Genomic DNA, 18,864 nt, shown 5'->3' with positions numbered 1-18,864 from the left:
CCCGCGCCCCGTGCCCATCAGCGGCGGCCCGCAGGCCGCCGTTTTGATTGGTTGTTGCTAGTGCGAGGCCATCGTCTCGCCGCGCCGCTCATGGCTGAAGCGGATCAGGATCGCGATCGCCAGCGCGACGAGACCGGCGACGATGGCCATGGCCAGGCCGTAGTCGCCGCCGTTGGTCTTGGCCATATGGGCTTGCAAGGGGCTGTTGACCGAGGCGAACAGATTGCCCAGCTGGTAGACCAGGCCGGGAAAGGTGGCGCGCACCGCCGCCGGCGATATTTCGTTCAAGTGGGCCGGAATCACGCCCCACGCGCCCTGGACCGAAATCTGCATCAGGAACGCGCCGATGGCCAACAGCAGCGGCGTGCTGGTGAAAGCCCATAGCGGCAATACCGGCAGCGCGAACAGCGCGGCCAGCGTGATCGCGTTGCGCCGGCCGATTTTCTCGGACAGGCTGCCGATGGCCAAGCCGCCGACGATGGCGCCGGCATTGAGGCAGATGGCGATCATCTGCACGGTATGCGGATCGAACTTATGCTGCACGCGCAGGAAGGTTGGATACATGTCCTGGGTGCCGTGCGAGAAGAAATTGAAGCAGGTCATCAAGATGATGGCGTACAGCGACAGCCGCCATTGGGCCGATATCGCCTGCAGCAAGCCGGGCTTTTCGTGATGGCGCGAAGCTTCCCAGCTGGGGCTTTCCGGCACGTTGCGGCGGATGTACAGCGTCAGCAGCGCCGGCAACAGGCTGAGCATGAACATGCCGCGCCAGCCTATGTGCTCGAACAGCTGCCCGAATGCCAGAGTCGCCAGCAGGTAGCCGCTGGGATAGCCCGCCTGCAGCAAGCCGGAGACGAAGCCGCGCGACTCCTTGGGTATGCTTTCCATGGTCAGCGAAGAGCCTACGCCCCACTCCCCGCCCATCGCCACGCCGAACAAGGTGCGCAGCACCAGCAGCGCCATCAGGTTGGGCGCGAAGGCGGAGGAAAATCCCAGTATCGAATACAGCGCGATATTGGCCATCAAGACCGGCCTTCGGCCGAAGCGGTCGGCCAGCCGGCCGAATATCAGCGCGCCGATCGGCCGCGCAGCCAGCGTCAGCATGATTGCCCAGCTGACCGCCTCGATGTCGGCTCCAAACTCCTTGGCGACATCCTTCAGCACAAACACCATCAGAAAAAAGTCGAACGCGTCCAGGGTCCAGCCCAGATAGCAGGCGAACACTGTTTGCTTCTGCTCCTTGCTCCAAGCCATGCCTCTTCTCCAGCTCTAGTTATTGTCAGCTCATCCATTCATGATAAATGTATTTCATGCGGAGGCCTGGCATCGCAAAAAATAGCAACAAACTTCCACGCGCGATGCGGCGTCACGCAAGCCCAGGCCAATGTTCGCGCGCTCTGACGCGGTGATGAAGAAATATCCATGCGCGCTTGCCGATTGACTAATCTGGGAGCACGGCAGGATGAACTGTGGGGGTAAAAGGAATGAGAATTCATCGCGCGTTTCTTGGGCTTGCCTGCTGTATCGCGTTGACCTCATGCGGGGGCGGAGGGGGCGGAAGCGCAAGCGCGGGCTCCGCCACGCTGTCCGGCACAGTCGCTGTCGGGGCTCCGATGCAGAACGCCACGCTGACCATTATGGGAAGCAACGGCCAGACGGTCAGCGCCAGCGTCAACAGCGACGGCAGTTACAGCAATCTGAGCCTGAACGGGCTGACCGCCCCCTACCGCTTGCAGGCCTGCGGACTAGTCAATGCCGTCTACATCTGCCATTACGCCGTCGCGCAAGGCGGCGGTGTCGCCAACGTCACCTCCCTGACCACGGCGCAGGTCACGCTGGCCAATGGCGGCGACGCCGCCAGCATCATGACGTCCGGCGCGCCATCGGCCAGCGCGCTGAACGCCAGCCAACAAACCCTGCAAACCGCGCTGGCCCAGGTATTGGCTGCGGTGGGCCTGAGCGGAGGCGCCGACTTCACCACTACCGCCTTCAATGCCGACCGTACCGGCATGGACAAGATGCTGGATGTAATCGCAGCCAGTACCGGCGTCAACAATGGCCACACTTTCGTGCAGTTGGAAGGCCGCGTCGGCGGCGGCAATTTCTACGTGGATAGCAGCGGCGTCCAGGCCGGCAGCCTTGGCGATAGCGCGTTGATCAGCGGCCTGGGGCTTGATCTGACCGGCATCAGCCAGATATTTTCCGCGCTGAATTCCGCGGCGGGCAGCAGCACGGTCGGCGCATGCGCGACCGTGCTCGGCAACAATGCCAGCATGCTGGATGCCCAGTTCTCGCTGACCATCAATCAACAGGCTTTGAATGCCGGCAATTTCGCCGCGCAGATTTGCAGCTTCCTGTCCCAGGGCGGTTTGCTTGGCGGCAGCGTCGCCAATCCCACGCTCCGCGACTGCGATTTTTCCGGAAGCGATAAGATCTGCACCGTCGGTTTTGACGTGCTCAACGGCAGCGCCATTCAGGAAGGCGCGGAAATGGCGGTGGTGCTGAGAAGCGGCAGTACCGCGTGGAAACTGCTGGGCCAGGCGACGCCCTATGAAATCCATGTCAACGCCAACGTGCAGCGCACGCTGCGAGCCAATGTCAACAACCCGCAGCCGTCTTACTACCGCGCGATCTCATTCGAGATCCATACCGCCGCCAACGGCGTAAGCAACGCGGTGCAATCGGCGAAGGTATATCAGCGCAACGCCGCCGGCGCCGGTTGGGATGGCACCCCGATCGCCACGCTCAGCAACGCGGGCTGCGCCAGCCAGTCCTGGCTCACCATCCAGGGAAGCAGTTGCGGCAGCACCTGGCTGGGGCTGGACAGCTTCAATAACGGCAATCTGGCTTCGGGCGACGCGCTGATTTCCGCATTCTTCCAACGCGGACGGCAAGTAAAGATAAATCTCTATTCCGACAATGCCTTCGCCAGCCTGATCGCCAGCGTCATCACCCGCATCGACGGCGTGCCGCCGCAATCGGCTCAATTGGCCACCCTGCCCTGGCTGACGCTGGATGGCGCGAGCAAAACCGCGCTGGTCAATTACGCCAGTCCACTGGGTGGCGTCTTGAGCTTTTCATGGACCGGGAGCAACGCGATTGTCCCCCACGATGCTTCGTTCTGCAATGCAAGCAGCTGCAACAGCCCGGTGCATATCGATCTGGGCGGCAAGCTCGGCAGCGCCGGCAGCGCAAGCTTCAATTTGTCAGGGCTGACGCTCTCCGCCAACGACTTCAAGGAGATCGCGCTCTACGGGCGAGACCGCAGCGATGTGGGCTACCAAAGCAATTACGTCAGTTGCGTCACCGGCAGCAACGGCTGTCCGTGATCGGGCGCCGAGCCTGAGCAGGCGCTGATTGTCCGATCCCCGCCAGGGTTTGCTTGTCGGCAGATCCTGGCGGTAGCGGCCGTCTATCAGCACGTCGACGAACTGCAGAATCTCCAGTTCCCGGACCTCTTCGTAGTCATAGCCGGTCCATAGCCAGATGTTTTTGTCCGGGTAGCGCTGCTTGAAAATCCGACACAAGGCCAGAATCTCGTCGCGGTTGGCCGGCAGCAGCGGGTCGCCGCCGGACAGGCTGAGGCCGTCATGGCCGGCGCAGCGGCTCAGCAGTTCTTCCCTGGCCTCAGGCGTGAACGGCCGCCCGCTCTTGCGATCCCAGGTCGAGCGGTTGTGGCAGCCGTCGCAGGCGTGCGCGCAGCCGGTGACGAAAAGCGTGACGCGCACGCCCTCGCCATTGACCAGGTCGCAAGTGTAATAGCGATCGTAATTCATCCTGCGCTCAGTGTTCGCCGCCGAAGTGCTTGACCCGACGCATCACTTCTTTCTGCTTGCCGGCATTGAACGGGCGCGAATTGGGGCTGCCCAGGTAGCCGCACACCCTGCGCGTCACCGACAGCGAGGCGCTGTCTCGGTTGCCGCACTGCGGGCAGCAGAAACCGTCCGCGTCCGCCTTCGCCTCGCCCATGAAACCGCAGGCGCCGCAGGAATCCACCGGCGTGTTGCTGCCGAAATAAGGCACCCGCTCCAGCGCGTAATCCCAGATGCGCTCCAGCGCCTGCAGGTTGTGCTTCATATTGGGCAGTTCGACATAGGTGATGTGGCCGCCGGTCGCGAGTTCGGCATAGCCGGCCTCGAAGTCTATCTTTTCGAATGGATTGACCTTGCGGAAGACATCCAGATGGAAGGAGTTGGTGTAGTAGCCCTTGTCCGTCACCTCGGCGATATCGCCGAAGCGCTCCCGGTCCAGCTTGCAGAAGCGGTGGCACAGCGACTCGCTGGGCGTCGAGTACAGCGAGAAGCCGAATCCGGTTTCGCGCCGCCATTCCGCCGCCGCCGCATTCATGCGGGCGACCACTTGGCGCAGGAAATCGCGGATCTCCGCGCTGTCGGCCGGGTGCGAGCCGAATAGCAGCGTGCCCACCTCGTGCAGGCCGATATAGCCCAGGGAGATCGAGGCGCGGCCGTCCTCGAACAGCGTCATGATGTCCTCGTCCGGCTGCAGCCGCATGCCGAACGCGCCCTCGGTGTAGAGAATCGGCGCCACGTTGGCCTTGACGCCCCGCAGCCGGTCGAGCCGCAACATCAGCGCGCGGAAGCACAGGCCGAGGCGCGAATCCAGCAGCGTCCAGAATGCCTGCGCATCGCCTTGCGCTTCGATGGCGATGCGCGGCAGATTCAGGCTGACCACGCCCAGATTGTTGCGGCCGTCCAGCACCTCCCTGCCCGCCCCGTCCTGCCACGCGGGCAGGAAGCTGCGGCAGCCCATCGGCGAAACCGGCGTCGAGGAACCGGTGATGCGCCGGTTCAGCTCGGCGGAGATGATGTCCGGATACATGCGTTTGGATGTGCACTCCAGCGCCAGCTGCTTGATGTCGTAATTGGGGTCTTCAGGCCGCAGATTGACGCCCTTGTCGATGAACATCACAAGCTTGGGGAAAACCGGCGTGATGCCCTCCTTGCCCAGTCCCTTGATTCTCACTTTCAGGATGGCCTGCTGGATGATGCGCTCCTCCCAGGCTGTGCCCATGCCGAAGGAGAAGGTTACGAAAGGTTGCTGGCCATTGGAGCTGAACAGGGTGTTGATCTCGTATTCGCAGGCCTGGATGCCGTCGTAGCACTCTTTTTCCGTACGCTCGCGCGCGTAACGTTCCGGCTCGGCGATGCCGTACTGTTCCGCCACGTCCAGGTTCTTGCGATAGCTTTTCAGCACGTAGGGGGCCAGGGTCTGGTCGATATTGGGGATGGTGGTGCCGCCATACTGGTGGCTGGCCACCTGAGCGATGATCTGCGCGGTGACTGCGCAGGCCACGCCGATCGAGCGCGGGCTTTCGATCTGCGCGTTGCCCAGGCGGAAGCCCTGCTCCAGCATGCCCTTCAGGTCCACCAGGCAGCAGTTGGTGAAAGGCAGGAACGGCGAATAATCCAGATCATGGAAATGGATGTCGCCGGCGTTGTGGGCGCTCAGGATGTCTTTGGGCAAAAAATTGCCGGCGAACTGCTTGGAGACGATACCGGCCATCAAGTCGCGCATCACCGGGAAAACATTGGCGTCCTTGTTGGCGTTCTCGGTGGTGGCTTCCTCGTCGGTCTTGTGCACCAGCCCCATCAGCTTGGCGTGCAGCTCGGAGCCGCGGGCGCGCACCGTTTCGCGGTCGTGGCGGTATTCGATATAGACGCGCGCCACTTCCGGGTAGCGCTGCATCAACGCGTCCTCCACCCGTTTCTGGATGGCTGGGATGTCCAACCGGCCGTTCTGGGCCAGCTCTCGGCATTCGCGCTCCACTTGAGCGGCGATTTCCAATGCCAGCCTGGCTGGCTCCGCATGCCCGGCTGCCGCTGCGGCCCGCTGGCAGGCGTTGGCGATCTTGCCGATGTCGAATCCCACTACCGCGCCGTCGCGCTTGCTCACTTGCAGCATCGCCTGGTTCTCTCCTGACTCTTGGCCAATTCCGGCCATATAGAACACGCCTGCGCCAAGCAGGCCCTGAAATCGTCAATACTGTAGGCGATTTATTCAGGTTGCGGGCTGGTTTTTCTTCAAAATATGGTGGCTGAACTTGAGTGTGATCAATATATTGTGCCCATCGTCTAAAAATGAGGCGATAACGGCTCTGGTTGCAATTGCCATCGATTTTCGATTGAATGTCATGCCATTGTTCTGAAGGAGGCCGCCAATGAAACGCATATTCTGCTTGCTGCCGTTGACGTTTTGCCTGGCGGCCTGGGCGGCCGATAACGAACAAATGCAGGGCCAGGGCGGCCGCGTCCTGCGCTACAGCGCCACTCAGGTGCGGGTGGCTCCTACGAGCGAGGAGATGCGCGACTATCTGCAGGCGCGCGATGCGCGGCTGGAGGGCGCCAGCGTGGCGGCGGCGCTGCAGGCTGGCCGCAAGGCGTTCGAGCGTTTGGGATACAAGCGGGTGGATGCTGATGCCGATTACGGCGTGATCCGAGCGGAGAAAGACGAGACGTTGATCAGCGAAGCGCGCCAGGTGTTGCGATGGTTGCTGAAATTGAAATTCCCGCTGCCGGGCAAGCCGGATCATCAGACCACGGAGGTGCTGCTGACGCTGAAGCCGGGCAGCCAGCCCCGGCAGGTGCTGCTGCGGGCGAATATCCGCCAGACTGTTTGGGACAGCAACGGCAATTCGCGCACGCTGCTGTGCAGCGATCAGGCGGTCTATCGTCAGCTGTTCGACCAGTTGAGCTACGCTCTGGCCAGGCCGAACTAGCGCGCAAAACAAAAGCCCCGCTTGCGCGGGGCTTTGTTCATGCCGGACAAGGTCCGGATCAGATGCTTTCCACCTTGGCCATCTTGCGACGCTCGTGCTCTTGCAGGTAGCGTTTGCGGATGCGGATGGATTTCGGCGTGATTTCCACCAGTTCGTCGTCATCGATGAACTCCACGGCGGATTCCAGCGTCAGCTTGATCGGGGTAGTCAGGCGAACCGCTTCGTCGGTGCCGGAGGCGCGGACGTTGGTCAGCTGCTTGCCCTTGACCGGGTTCACCACCAGGTCGTTGTCGCGGCTGTGGATGCCGATGATCATGCCTTCGTACAGCTTGTCGCCCGGGGAGACGAACATGCGGCCGCGGTCTTCCAGCTTCCACAGCGCGTAAGCGACGGCTTCGCCGTTCTCTTGCGAGATCAGCACGCCGTTGTGGCGGCCCGGCAGATCCGGCTTCACCGGCGCGTAGTCGTCGAACACGTGGCTCATCAGGCCGGTGCCGCGGGTCATGGTCATGAAGTCGGACTGGAAGCCGATCAGGCCGCGAGCCGGAATGTGGTATTCCAGGCGGGTGCGGCCCATGCCGTCCGATTCCATATTGGTCAGCTCGCCGCGGCGGCGGCCGATCTCTTCCATCACGCCGCCCTGGTGGTCGTCTTCCAGGTCGATGGTCAGGTTTTCGTACGGCTCGCACTTCTGGCCGTTGATTTCCTTGAACACCACGCGCGGCTTGGCCACGGCCATTTCAAAGCCTTCGCGGCGCATGCTTTCCAGCAGGATGGTCAGGTGCAGCTCGCCGCGGCCCGATACGCGGAAGATGTCGGCGTCGGCCGTGTCTTCTACGCGCAGCGCCACGTTGGTCAGCAGCTCTTTGTTCAGGCGGTCGCGGATCTGGCGGCTGGTGACGAACTTGCCCTCAGTGCCGGCCAGCGGCGAGGTGTTCACCATGAAGTCCATGGTCAGCGTCGGCTCGTCGACGGACAGGACCGGCAGGCCGACCGGCTGCTCTTTGTCGCAGATGGTCACGCCGATGCCGATGTCTTCGATGCCGGAGATGATCACGATGTCGCCGGCTTCGGCTTCCGGCACTTCCACGCGCTCCAGGCCCTTGAAGCCCAGCACCTGGTTGATGCGGCCGGTGGCTACTTGCTCTTCATGGTTCATCACCACCACTTGCTGGCCGGACTTGATGCGGCCGTTCAGGATGCGGCCCAGGCCCAGGCGGCCGGTGTAGGTGGAGTAGTCCAGAGCGGAGATCTGCAGCTGCAGAGGCGCTTCCGAATCGCCGGCCGGAGTCGGCACGTGCTTCAGCACGGTCTCGAACAGCGGACGCATGTCGTTGGACTCTTCTTCCAGCTCATGCTTGGCGAAGCCGGACAGGCCGGATGCGTAGATGATCGGGAAGTCCAGCTGCTCGTCGGTGGCGCCCAGCTTGTCGAACAGGTCGAAGGTCTGGTCCACCACCCAGTCCGGACGGGAGCCCGGACGGTCGATCTTGTTGATCACCACGATCGGACGCAGGCCCAGGGCCAGCGCCTTCTTGGTTACGAAGCGGGTCTGAGGCATCGGGCCTTCGACCGCGTCGACCAGCAGCACCACGCCGTCAACCATGCCCAGCACGCGTTCCACTTCGCCGCCGAAGTCGGCGTGTCCCGGGGTGTCGACGATGTTGATGTGCACGCCTTCGTAGTTGATGGCGGTGTTCTTGGCGAGAATGGTGATGCCGCGTTCTTTTTCAAGATCGTTGCTGTCCATTACGCGTTCGTCGACCTGCTGGTTTTCGCGGAAGGTGCCGCTTTGTTTCAGCAGTTGGTCGACCAGGGTGGTCTTGCCATGGTCGACGTGGGCGATGATGGCGATGTTGCGGATTTGTCGGGTCATGTTTAGCGTGTTTCGGCTGGAATTCTGAAAACAGAAAAATCGAAAGATTATAGCATGGTAGAACCACACCGATAAAATTTCAGTAAAGACAGATGACAATCCTGTAAAGGCCGCATGTATTTTTCAGGGATTAGTCCGGGCCGCGGTTTGGCGCTACACTTCCGGCCATCTGGCAACAAGGAACACACAACATGTACGACTGGAACGCACTGTGGCATGAGCGCGAGGCCTACCGCACCGGTTACGACATCCGCCATGGCGACGTGAACGAGCTGGCCGGCGCGCTCAAGGCCCGGCTGATCCACTCCGCCGCCGGCGCCGGCCAAATCGCGGTGTACGAAGATGACAACCGCTACATCCTGGCTGGCCACGACGGCGGGCTGCAACTGCTGGAGGTGATGAAGCACGGGCTGTTCGACATCACGCTGCGCTTTGTCAGCGAGGACGAAGGCCAGGGCGTCCCCCTGCCCTATGTCGAAATCCATGTCGACAATCTCGCCACTGAAGAGCAGGCAGTCTGGCGCGCGGAAACCCGCATCGACGACGAGGGCCGCGTTTGGGTCGGCAAGCGCACGCTGGACGAGAACGTTCTGCCGGCAATGCCGTTCGACGACCTGTCCTTTACCGACAATGCCGAGTTTCGCGAAGAGCTGGCGCGCGTCTGGCACGAGGATCTGCCGCAGCTGCGCCCGCTGATCGAGGCCTGGTTCCACCATGGCGGCGAAATCGGCCCGGCCGACGAACCTGCGCATTACGGCGACGCGGAGCGGGTGCAGCAGATGTGCGACCGTTACGCGGAGATCGTCCGCCGCGAGCAAGCCCAACTGTCGCGGATGTTCAGCGACGATGAATTGCGCCTGATCGCGGGCGTGATCGCGGGCATCCATTTCGACAGCGCCGCCTCCTGCCGAGGCGTCTGGCTGGCGGTGGAAGCCAGAATCATCGAAGACGAACTGGACCAGCAGCACCAGATCGACGCCGAAGCTCTGCTTTCCAAGATGAAAGGCTTGAGCTACGCGCAAGAAGTGGCGCTGATCGAGGCCCTGTCTCCGCTGAGCTGAACCCCTTCCCTGGTCTTGCCGACGCGCATGCGGGCAAGACCGCCCCCTCCCTCTTCGTCACCCGACCTTCCCGGGCTCATTGGCTTCGACAGGTGCAGCTGATTCGTGCGCGTCTGAACCATCGGACAGGTTCTTTCCATCCTCGGCCATCTACCCTCATTCATAGAGCGCAGTCCGAAGGGGCAGACTGTCCGCGCCATGGGGAGAGACGCATGAAGCCATTGACGGGCCTGTCGGGCCGCGCATTCCTGCTGATGATCGTTTTGGCAGCCTCGTCCGCCTGGGCGGCTTCGCCGACCACGGCAAATGCGGGATCTCGCCCCGCCGGCGTGCCGCAGAACTACCTGATTACGCCTTTTGGCTACTTTCACCCTTTCTGCGTCCGCGAAGTGGCGGACGGCGCAAGACTAATGGATGCGGACGCTCCGCCCGCTTGCGCCAGCCGCGCGCATTTCGATGCGCAAGGAAAGGCCGCAGCGGCGACCGGCTCCGCGACAAAGGCTCCGCGCGCGGCGAATTCTTTGGCGGCAATCAACGGCTGGGTGGAGGATTCGGAGCTGGTCGGCACGTCTCCCTATGCCGGAATCAGCGCCAGTTGGCAGGTTCCCGCTGCGCCGGCGAACCGCGGCGGGCAAGTGGTCTATTTCTTTCCCGGCCTGCAGGACAGCAACAATGTGCAAAGCATTCTGCAACCGGTGCTGGGTTGGAATGCCTTCGGTGACCAGGCCTGGACGATCGCCAGCTGGAATTGCTGCAGAGACGGCGCGGCGAACTACAGCACGCCTCGCAAGGTAAGCAGCGGCGACTTGATCGCGGGCCGGGTCTGGCATGACTGCGCGGCTGGCGCGGCCACTTGCGGCTCCTGGAATGTGGAAACACGCGACGTCACGCAAAATACTCTGACCACGCTAAGCCATACCAGCAATTATGGCCAGAGTTTCAACTGGGCATTCGGCGGCGTGCTGGAAGTGTATGGCGTCGCAAATTGCCAAAACTATCCGGCCGACGGCGCGATCAGCTTCAGAAGCATCCAGCTGTTGGACATCAACGAGCAGGTCATTTCGAGCCCGGTGTCGCTGGCCTGGAGCGCAAACGTTCTGCAGCAGGGAGGCGGCTGCAACTACCACGCGGCCGCCAGCGCCGCCGCTACCGCGCTCAGCTATTGATCAGCGCGCATTCCGATTTAACCGCCGCCGTGGTTATGCAGCCCCCCTGTCTCCATGGCGGTTTTTTATTCTTCCTTGCCCGCATTCTGACGGGCATAGACCATGCGTCCGGCGCCGTCGTCGACCTCGAGCTTGCCGTCTTTCCGCACCGTCAGGATCAGGTTCTGGAACGGCGGCAGCCTCAGGTAGGCGGGATCGTCGACGGCAAAGGCGGCCAGGCGCTGCGCGGAGCGCTCCTCGGGTACATCGAACCATTGCGCCTGATCCTTGCCGCCGCTTCGGCGCAAGCCCGCCCTGCTCCAAGTCTCGCCCTCCGGCGCGCTGACCATGGCGTCGCCATTGCGGTCGGTGACGGCCGTCAGCACCTTGCCGGACCGGCTTTGGAAGCTGACTTCCACGCCAGCCATCGGGCCTGCGCCGGGCATGCCGACGATCGCCAGCCAGCTTCCCTCTTCCGCCGGCCGGCGAATGCGAAACTCTTCATCGCGGAACAGACGGAAAATCGGCGCCGTTTCCTGGGCGGCGCTATGCAGCTCCACCTTGCCGCCTAGGGCTTTCCAGCTTCCTTGGGCGTATTGATCCACGGCGCCGTAACTCATTCCCCATTCGAAGCTGCCATCTGGTTTCAGCAGCAGCTCCGCGCCGAGCTCCCTCACATCCTGCAGATAGTAATGCCCGCTCAGCGGCGGCGCTTCCAGGCTCGCGGCCGAAGCCAAGCCGCGCCATGCCAACATGCACGCCAATATCGTTTTTTTCATTGCCGGCTCCGAAATGATGAGGTGGAAATTCTATCGCACTTGGCAAGCATCCCGAATTTGGCGTTTCCATTCCTTTGGCAAAAGAGCGCCTGGACAGAAAAAAGCCCCGGCCAGAAGGTCGGGGCAGATTCAACCGACCGCCCTGAGGCCGATTGAAACTTGTTCCATATTCAGCATAGTCCGTCTGCGGGCGGTCGTAATGATTTTGGCGAGCGGAGCCGCCCGGCCCGGGTCTTGTCAATCGCGAAATTGCCGGCGGAGTTCGGCAATGCTCTCCCGGCGAATTTTCACCGGCATCAGCGCCCGGCGGGTCGGCCGCTCCCGGCCCAGAACGAGCTCTTCCAGCTGCAATGTGGTCGCGCCATCTTCGCCGGCATCGCATTTGATGCCCATCCGATTGAGGCGCAGCGTCACATTCTCCAGGCTGAAGTAGTCGTCCGGGTGCTCAAGCACATGGCGAACCGTGTCCAGGGCCCCTTCCAGACTATTCAGCTCCCGCAGGCTTTCCAGTTGCGGGCGCACTTCCGACAGGCGCTTGTCCAGATCGGCCAGCGTATCGGGGAGATCGTCGCCGCCCTGTCCATCCACCACGATCCGCGAGGGGGATTGCAGCGTCAGCCTGCGCAACTGCAGGCGCCCCAATTCCGCCTCCAACTGGAGCCGGGTCTGCTCCAACAATCCAAGCTGGCGGGCGATGACCGCCGTCAGTACGTGCAGCGCCCGCTCTCCGGATTGTGTGCGAAACGCCTCCTCGCTGGCGCAAGGCAGCTGCAATCCATGGCAGTCGAAGCTGACGACGGTCTGGGCGACATCGTTGCGCAGCTCGCCATTTTCCATGGCGACGCCGAATCTGACGGTTTCGCTGCGCTGCATGGTCATCAGCGCCCAGGCCTCATCACCGTTCGAGGCTGATGAGAAAAACGCCCGCAAGGACTCGCAGCCCTCAAGGACATCCAGCAGACTGGATGGGCCGGCGAACAGCAGGCCCAGCCTGGGATCGCGGGAAAAACTCTGTAGCGACAATTCCAGCGCCGGGGGCAGTTTGTCGCTCAGCGTGGCAAGGTAGGACTGCGCGATGCGCATGCCGGGCATTAGCGCGTGCTGATGCCCGGGCAGCAGGCAAAGCCGTCGGTCGCAAGCCTCAAGCAATTGCTCAACTTGCCGCATCAGCTCCCGGGCCTGTTGCCGGCTGGCGGCATTCCATCCCAGTTTTCGCAGCAAGAATTCGAACATGCTCACCCTCCCGCCGCTAGTCAAAACTGCTCGTCGTCTCTAAGGTAGCGCCACTGTCCGGTGGGGAGGTTGCCCAATTTGACATTGCCGATGGAGATCCGCTTCAGCCCGATCACTCTCAAGCCAACCAGCTCGCACATGCGGCGAATCTGGCGCTTCTTGCCTTCGCGCAGCACGAAGCGCAGCTGATCGTCGTTCTGCCAGCCGACTTTGGCGGGAAGCAGCTTTTTGCCATCCAGGGACAGTCCGTGGTTGAGCAACTTCAGGCCGTCGGCCGACAGCTCGCCCTCGACGCGCACCAGGTATTCTTTTTCCACCTCGGAGTGTTCGCCGATCAGTTGCTTGGCGATGCGGCCATCCTGGGTCAGCACCAGCAGACCGACGGAATCGATGTCCAGGCGGCCCGCCGGGGCCAGGCCGCGCAAGTGCGACGGCTGGAAGCGTTTGCGGCTGCCGTCTTCGGCCCAGCGGTTTTCCGGCTTCACCAGCGCCACGGCGGGCAGATAGCCATCCTCGGCCTGGCCGGAAACATAGCCGACCGGCTTGTTCAGCAGGATAGTCACGCGCGCAGACTGCGCATCCTGCGCCTTCCTGTCGACTTCTATCTGGTTATGCGGCAGGACTTTCTGGCCCAGGATGGCCACTTCGCCATCCACTTTGACCCAGCCCTGCTCGATATAGCTGTCGGCTTCGCGGCGCGAACACAGCCCCAATTCGGCCATTCGCTTGGACAGTCGTACAGGTTCCATTTGGTCTTTCCGTAATGAAAAAGCGGGCTCCGGACACGCATTCGCGCATGGAGACCGCCATTGAATCGACCGTTATTGTAAGAGATTGCCGCCCGGCTGACCATGCGGGGCGGAAAATTTGACCAGTTGGACGGCTGGTTTCAGGCTGGCACCGCCGGCGTGGACGGCGGCGCGCTTGCCGGGCCGCTCGTTTGCTGCGCCGGGATGGGGGCGGTCTGCGCGGCCATGGTGCCCCCCTCCCTGGACTTCATGCCGACGTAAGTGATGCTGCTCAAGCCCAGGACAACCAGCCAGTTTGCGTCTATCGGATAGAAGCTCTGCAACTGTACCGACTTGTACAAGAATGCGACGCCTATGCCGATATTGGCCAGCAGGGCCTGATAGCGATGAATGGACACGCCCTGGCCATCGTCAAGAATATCCTGCAGCCAGCCGCGGCTGCGCAGTGCCGGCGCCGGCGCCGCTCCGGCGGGGGCGTCTATCAACGAGGCGACGCCGGAGGTGGCCACGCTGATGCCCAGCAAACCCAACAGCTCAAGCGTCGGCGCAGGCAGATTGTTGGTGGTAAGCAGCGTCCAGCCGGCAATCACGGCGACCAGGAAGGTCCACCAGATCAGCTGGCTGCGCGCCAGGCTGAAGGTTTGCTGCCCATTGGCGAAGCCGGGCGCGAGCGGGCCGCGATCGCGCAGGATGTCCGTTTTCCAGACGACGGCGGCGAACAGCGCGATGACAAGCGCCGAGTAGAGTACGGCATAGCCTTGCATGGTCATATCGACTCCCTGCTGTGAGTGGGCGAAACTCATTCAGCATAGCCAAGTAATGCGCGATTTCTGCCGATCCGGCCTGTTCCGTCGGACAGGCGGCTTGGTCAGTCCGCGAGCTGTTCGCCCAGCCAGTCGCGCAGGGTTTGCTGCGGCGCCGGCCGCCCTCCCGCTTCCCAGGCTGCGCACGCTCTCTCCATGCCTCTGGCGCGCTCTTGCCTGCCCCGCTCTTCCAGGCGGGCGCATTGGGCGGCCAGTTCCTGCAGCTGGGCGTTGCCGGCATCCAGCGCCTGCTGCCGGGCTTGCGCCTCCTGGCGCAGGGCTTCTTCTCTTTGCGCCATCAATTCCAGCCGAGCCTGCAGGCCGCCGTTTTCCCGCTCCCGCTCCAGCAGGCGCTCGCGCCACAGGTTCTCCACTGCGGCGGCATCCTGTCGGGCCTGGCTCAGCGCGTCCTCCAGCTTTTGCGTCTGCAGCTTCATGTCCCGGCGCTCCTCTTCCACTTGCTGGTACAACCTGACGCGCAGCCCTTCCAGTCGCTCGTAGGCAAGCGCTTCTTTGCGCTCCGACTCCTCCCGCTCGGCCTGCAGTTGCTGCTGATGCTGGCTTTCCTGCTCCTCCAGCCGCTCATTCGCGCGCTTGCGCTCCTGCTTCAGCTCGTCGCGCAGTTGCGCGGCTGCGCCTTGCAGCTCCGCGCGCTCCTTCTCTAGAGACTCGGTCAGCAGTTTTTCCCGTTGCAGCAGGCTGTCCAGCTCGACTTGGCGTGCGGCGCGCAGCTCCAGCTCATGCCGCAGCGACTGCGTCTCGGCCTCGGCTAGCTCGTGCTTGTGCGCCAGTTCCGCCAGTTGCTTGCCCAGCGCCTCCGCCTCGGCTTCGGCCTCCTCGCGAACCGAGGCCAGCTGTTGATCGGCTTCATCACATGCCTTCTGCCATATCTGGTCAAAGGCCTCGGCCAGCGCGGGGGGCCAGTCTGGCCTTCTTGAGGAAACGGCCACTTTGCTCAGGAATTCCTGCCGCCAGGTTTTCAACGTGTTGTTGATGGTGGTGTTGGAGCCGCTGCCAAGACGGGCTCGCACGTCTACCACGGTGGGCCAGGCTCCTTCCGCCACCAGTTCGAACGCCGCCTGGCGTATCCGCGAATAAATATCGGCCGTCACTTTAGCTTCCCTTTGCGCACTTTATGTTCGGCCTGGAGTGTAGCAGACATGAATTGATAAATATATTACGTATAACATTTTATATTTATCAATATAGCTAAAATTTTCCTATAATTATACTTATCGGAATTATTTCTAAAATGCGCGTCAGTGAAAGCTGCCTGTCGAGCAGATGAGCGCCCTGCTCTCTCAAATACGAAACCACTAACTGGCCGCTGGTTTTGAGCGCAGGGCATCATCGCACTCATGCTCAACCGAGAAGGCGAGCCAGGCAGCCGGGCTTCTCGGGTTATATCAGGCTGAGCGGGTTGGCTTATGCGATTGCGCGCTTGGCCTGTCGCAACGCGGTCCCGAAGTCCGGTGGCGACGGCTCATGCGCAGTCCGGGCTTGAGATGAAAGAGATCGAGTTGGCTCCATCGCGGCCATATCGGCCTGCGGCAACCAATTTGTAACCTATTTGCAATTGGGCCGTAGTTCCGCCCATGTGGAATGGATGTCTTGCCGGACAGGTACTGTCAAAAAAACAGCGACGCGCCAACGTGCCGCGCGACTTGCTCCATCCACGTCGGCGGGTTTTGACTCGGGCACGCCCGGAGGTTTTGCCGGCGGCCCGGACAGGCTGCGCGCTGCGGAATTTAAGCGCTACTCTCGCAGCGCGACACCCCTCAGCCGCCGCCCAAGCGACTCGAGTTCTCTCATTTGCCGAAGCTGAAGCTTGCCCAGCGAGTCTTGCGCTTCGTCCACCAAACCCAGCAAAAGCGCCGCCCGAGGCTCATTGCCCAGCATATCCTCCATGCGGGCTCGCATCGCGTCCAATAGCGCGCGCGCGTCGGCCCGCGCTGTGCGTTGACTCTCTATCATGGCGGCCAGCGTGGCGCCCGCCTGACCCTGCCCAGCAGCGCCGTCCTGAATCATGACTTCCGCCCGTTCCGCGGCGCCTTCCGCCATCAACGCCAGATAGTCCTTAAGCTTGCCGCAACGCTCAATGTCGTCCACCGGCATATTGTTGATCAGCAAGGACACCGGCCCGTAGTTGAATGCGCAACGGCTGTCGTAGCAGACGATGCGCTGCCGCTCTGCGGACAGATCCTGCAGCAACAGCGATTCCAACTGGCTATTGCCTGATTCGGAACTCAGTGTTTTCACCTCGCCGTTGTCGCGAAACTGCACCGATGCGGCCAACCCGAACTCTCTCAGCGCGTCCAGTGTGGTCCGCATCAGCTGCCCGGAGTCGACTGCCTGGAATAGCCGACGGAAATACTGCAGGCAGATGCCCAGCGCGCTGCTGTCGGTCATCGCAGACATGGCGACCGACATCGCGCCCCGGGCCTGGCTTTTCAGCTCGTGTATCTCCCGTCGGTAACGTAAAGCTTGCTCCACCTTGCGGACCAACTCTTCCGGTTGCAGCGGCTTGCTGACGAAATCTTCGCCGCCGACGCTGTATGCGGCCAGCCGCTTCACCGGATCGCTATGAGCCGACACGAAAATGACGTAAGGCTGGAATGGCAGGTCCAGCTGGCGGATGCGCCGGCAGGCCTCATATCCATCCATGCCCTCCATTTCGATGTCCAGCAGCACGATCTCCGGCTTTTCTTCCGCCACCGCCTTCAAGCCTTCTTCGCCGGTGATTTTGCAGGTCAGTTGCAGCTCCGTCTCGAACAACATCTGCATGACTTGGCTCACAATGGGGTCGTCATCGATCACCAGCATCCTGTGTTTTTCCATTTCGCCCGCCCTTTCGCTTGTCTAAGCTTTAACTTGTCGCGTTCACGGCCCCCCCGGCCGCAGCGTTATCCCGGTATTACAGCTATAGCTCTTCCTCCGGCTTGTAGCACCGGTGTCTGAATGATGCGGACGGCATTTCATAGAAAATGGAACGCGCACACCTTTGGAGGGCTTATGGAACAAGGGCATTCCGCTGGCGCAGAACTCGCTAAGCTGCATGTTCTGCTGGTGGATGACAGTCAGATCAACCAGCTGTTCGTTTCCAGCCTGGCTGAGGATTTGGGCATTTCGCTCGATTGCGCCAACAATGGAGCCGAAGCCCTGCAACGGCTCCGCGAGGATAGCCGGCGTTACCAGCTGGTGCTGATGGATCTGCAGATGCCTGTGCTGGATGGATTGGGAGCGACCCGCGCGATCCGCGAAGAGCTGAAGCTGAAATTGCCCATCATCGCGTTGACCGCCAGCGCCGAGCCGGATCATCAGGAGAGCTGCCGCCTGGCCGGCATGAATGGTTTTCTGCGCAAGCCCGTGGATGGCGAGGCCCTTCTGCGGCTGATCGACCACTACCGTGCTAGCCGCCGGGCCGGCGAAGAATACGGCAAGCTGAAACTGGACACATTGAAGTTGCTGCACCGCGCCTCGGCGACCCGGCTGCGCAGCACGCTGCAGGAAGCCATCGACACCTGCCGCCAGGACTTCGACCAAGCCTGCCAACAATGGAGGCAAGGCGACTCGGAGGCCGCCGCGCGGTTGATACACCGTTACCGCGGTTCTCTGGGCACGTTTGCCTACGAAGATTTCGTGCGGCTGACGCTGGATCTGGAGCATGCAGTTCGTCAGGGTGATGAGAATCTAGAGTCTCGCCTCAATGTTTTTCGCGCGGAGTTGGATGAACTGCTTTGCCAGCTTCAGCGGTGGATGGAAAACCACGAGAACTGATGGTGCCTCCGGCGACGGTCAATGGCTTCGCCCAGTCTGGCGGTTTGAGCTGAAGAGCGAAGCGTGGGTCGCCAGCCCGCAGCGCGCTTGGCGAGATCCATTGTGAACCCAGTTCCGCCGAGACAGCCCGGATTGTCAGAACCAGAGCGATCGCGATGAGCGCATCCCGATAATCATTTGTCTTCAGACGCAGGGGTGTCGGTCTTGGCCTTTAATGCGATGCCGGCGCACAATACGGTCAGCCCCGTCAGCATGCCGCCAAAGCCTGTCGCGAAAGCGACATAATCGAGCGCCCCCGTCATCAATACCGTATGGACGGTGCCCCAGATGAATGTGGGAATGCCGCTGCCGGCCAGAGTCATGCCTGCGATCCGGAACAGGCAATAACTGACGCCATCATTCTCGGTCAGGCAGTCCTTGAGGCATTTCGTCAGGATAGTCAACGGCATCGCATGGCCTCTTTGGGGAGGTGTCTTCGGCGAAGGCGGCGCATTCGTGGAATTAGGAACGATTCCCCATGGCGGCCGTGAAATTCGCCGCTCCGCTTGGCCTGATGCGCGGAAAATAAGGCGGCTCACTGGATCGAGCGCTGGCCAACTAGTGTAGAATGGAAGAATACCAATCATTAGCAATCAGGGCTGGCTTGAAAGGTGTTGGATTTTTTTCTGAAAATCGCAAGCCGGACTGATGTAAACAACTGAAAAT

The 18,864-nt window shown here is 61.8% G+C and carries 15 protein-coding genes; 4 read left to right on the top strand and 11 right to left on the bottom strand.

The features are described from left to right. Positions 1-57: 57 nt before the first annotated feature. The 3 genes from BKX93_RS02625 to nrdD form a co-directional block, all read right to left on the bottom strand. The gene (locus BKX93_RS02625) at positions 58-1,254 is read right to left on the bottom strand and encodes an MFS transporter (RefSeq protein WP_070978592.1); all 1,197 of its coding nucleotides are present in this window, start codon (positions 1,252-1,254) and stop codon (positions 58-60) included. Positions 1,255-3,206: 1,952 nt separating this feature from the next. Further along, positions 3,207-3,776: an anaerobic ribonucleoside-triphosphate reductase activating protein gene (nrdG, locus tag BKX93_RS23340; RefSeq protein ID WP_235429409.1), complete on the bottom strand. Its 570-nt coding sequence runs from the start codon at positions 3,774-3,776 to the stop codon at positions 3,207-3,209. 7 nt (positions 3,777-3,783) lie between these two features. Further along, a complete protein-coding gene (gene nrdD / locus BKX93_RS02615) occupies positions 3,784-5,922 on the bottom strand; it encodes an anaerobic ribonucleoside-triphosphate reductase (RefSeq protein ID WP_070978589.1) in 2,139 nt (712 codons plus the stop codon). A 256-nt stretch (positions 5,923-6,178) separates the two neighbouring features. Here nrdD and BKX93_RS02610 point away from each other — a divergent pair, with 256 nt between their 5' ends. Beyond that, entirely contained in the window at positions 6,179-6,736 is a 558-nt protein-coding gene (locus tag BKX93_RS02610) for a hypothetical protein (RefSeq protein ID WP_070978587.1), read from the top strand. Positions 6,737-6,794: 58 nt separating this feature from the next. Here BKX93_RS02610 and typA read toward each other — a convergent pair whose 3' ends face one another. Beyond that, complete coding sequence (typA, locus tag BKX93_RS02605; RefSeq protein WP_046158126.1) at positions 6,795-8,612, bottom strand: translational GTPase TypA; 1,818 nt, start codon at positions 8,610-8,612, stop codon at positions 6,795-6,797. A gap of 191 nt (positions 8,613-8,803) precedes the next feature. Here typA and BKX93_RS02600 point away from each other — a divergent pair, with 191 nt between their 5' ends. Both BKX93_RS02600 and BKX93_RS02595 read left to right on the top strand, forming a co-directional pair. Then, positions 8,804-9,673: a hypothetical protein gene (locus tag BKX93_RS02600; protein WP_070978585.1), complete on the top strand. Its 870-nt coding sequence runs from the start codon at positions 8,804-8,806 to the stop codon at positions 9,671-9,673. A 212-nt stretch (positions 9,674-9,885) separates the two neighbouring features. Then, positions 9,886-10,839, top strand: a complete 954-nt coding sequence (locus BKX93_RS02595) for a hypothetical protein (RefSeq protein WP_070978583.1) — start codon at positions 9,886-9,888, stop codon at positions 10,837-10,839. Positions 10,840-10,904: 65 nt separating this feature from the next. Here BKX93_RS02595 and BKX93_RS02590 read toward each other — a convergent pair whose 3' ends face one another. The 6 genes from BKX93_RS02590 to BKX93_RS02565 all read right to left on the bottom strand — a co-directional run bounded on the left by BKX93_RS02590 (position 10,905) and on the right by BKX93_RS02565 (position 17,205). Then, positions 10,905-11,597 carry a hypothetical protein gene (locus BKX93_RS02590; RefSeq protein ID WP_145929232.1) on the bottom strand — a complete coding sequence of 231 codons (693 nt, stop codon included), beginning with the start codon at positions 11,595-11,597 and terminating at the stop codon, positions 10,905-10,907. A gap of 237 nt (positions 11,598-11,834) precedes the next feature. Continuing rightward, positions 11,835-12,818, bottom strand: a complete 984-nt coding sequence (locus BKX93_RS02585; protein ID WP_145929231.1) for a hypothetical protein — start codon at positions 12,816-12,818, stop codon at positions 11,835-11,837. 32 nt (positions 12,819-12,850) lie between these two features. Continuing rightward, complete coding sequence (locus tag BKX93_RS02580) at positions 12,851-13,579, bottom strand: pseudouridine synthase (RefSeq protein WP_046158131.1); 729 nt, start codon at positions 13,577-13,579, stop codon at positions 12,851-12,853. Between the two features lie 140 nt (positions 13,580-13,719). Further along, the gene (locus BKX93_RS02575; protein ID WP_070978577.1) at positions 13,720-14,349 is read right to left on the bottom strand and encodes a hypothetical protein; all 630 of its coding nucleotides are present in this window, start codon (positions 14,347-14,349) and stop codon (positions 13,720-13,722) included. Between the two features lie 98 nt (positions 14,350-14,447). Then, on the bottom strand, positions 14,448-15,494 hold the full coding sequence (locus BKX93_RS02570; protein ID WP_052717338.1) for a DNA-binding protein: 1,047 nt from the start codon (positions 15,492-15,494) through the stop codon (positions 14,448-14,450). 643 nt (positions 15,495-16,137) lie between these two features. Next, positions 16,138-17,205, bottom strand: a complete 1,068-nt coding sequence (locus BKX93_RS02565) for a response regulator (protein WP_070978574.1) — start codon at positions 17,203-17,205, stop codon at positions 16,138-16,140. A 189-nt stretch (positions 17,206-17,394) separates the two neighbouring features. Between BKX93_RS02565 and BKX93_RS02560 the strand changes: the two genes are divergently transcribed. After that, on the top strand, positions 17,395-18,159 hold the full coding sequence (locus BKX93_RS02560; protein WP_070978572.1) for a response regulator: 765 nt from the start codon (positions 17,395-17,397) through the stop codon (positions 18,157-18,159). Positions 18,160-18,332: 173 nt separating this feature from the next. Here the strand turns inward: BKX93_RS02560 and BKX93_RS02555 are convergent, their stop codons facing one another. Further along, positions 18,333-18,608 (bottom strand): hypothetical protein, encoded by a 276-nt coding sequence (locus tag BKX93_RS02555; RefSeq protein ID WP_070978569.1) that lies wholly within the window; start codon positions 18,606-18,608, stop codon positions 18,333-18,335. Positions 18,609-18,864 lie beyond the last annotated feature (256 nt).

Source organism: Chromobacterium vaccinii (assembly GCF_001855275.1).
GTDB lineage: Bacteria > Pseudomonadota > Gammaproteobacteria > Burkholderiales > Chromobacteriaceae > Chromobacterium > Chromobacterium vaccinii.
The sequence above is the reverse complement of the archived record's forward strand: the minus strand, read 5'-3'. Positions and strand labels throughout refer to the sequence as shown.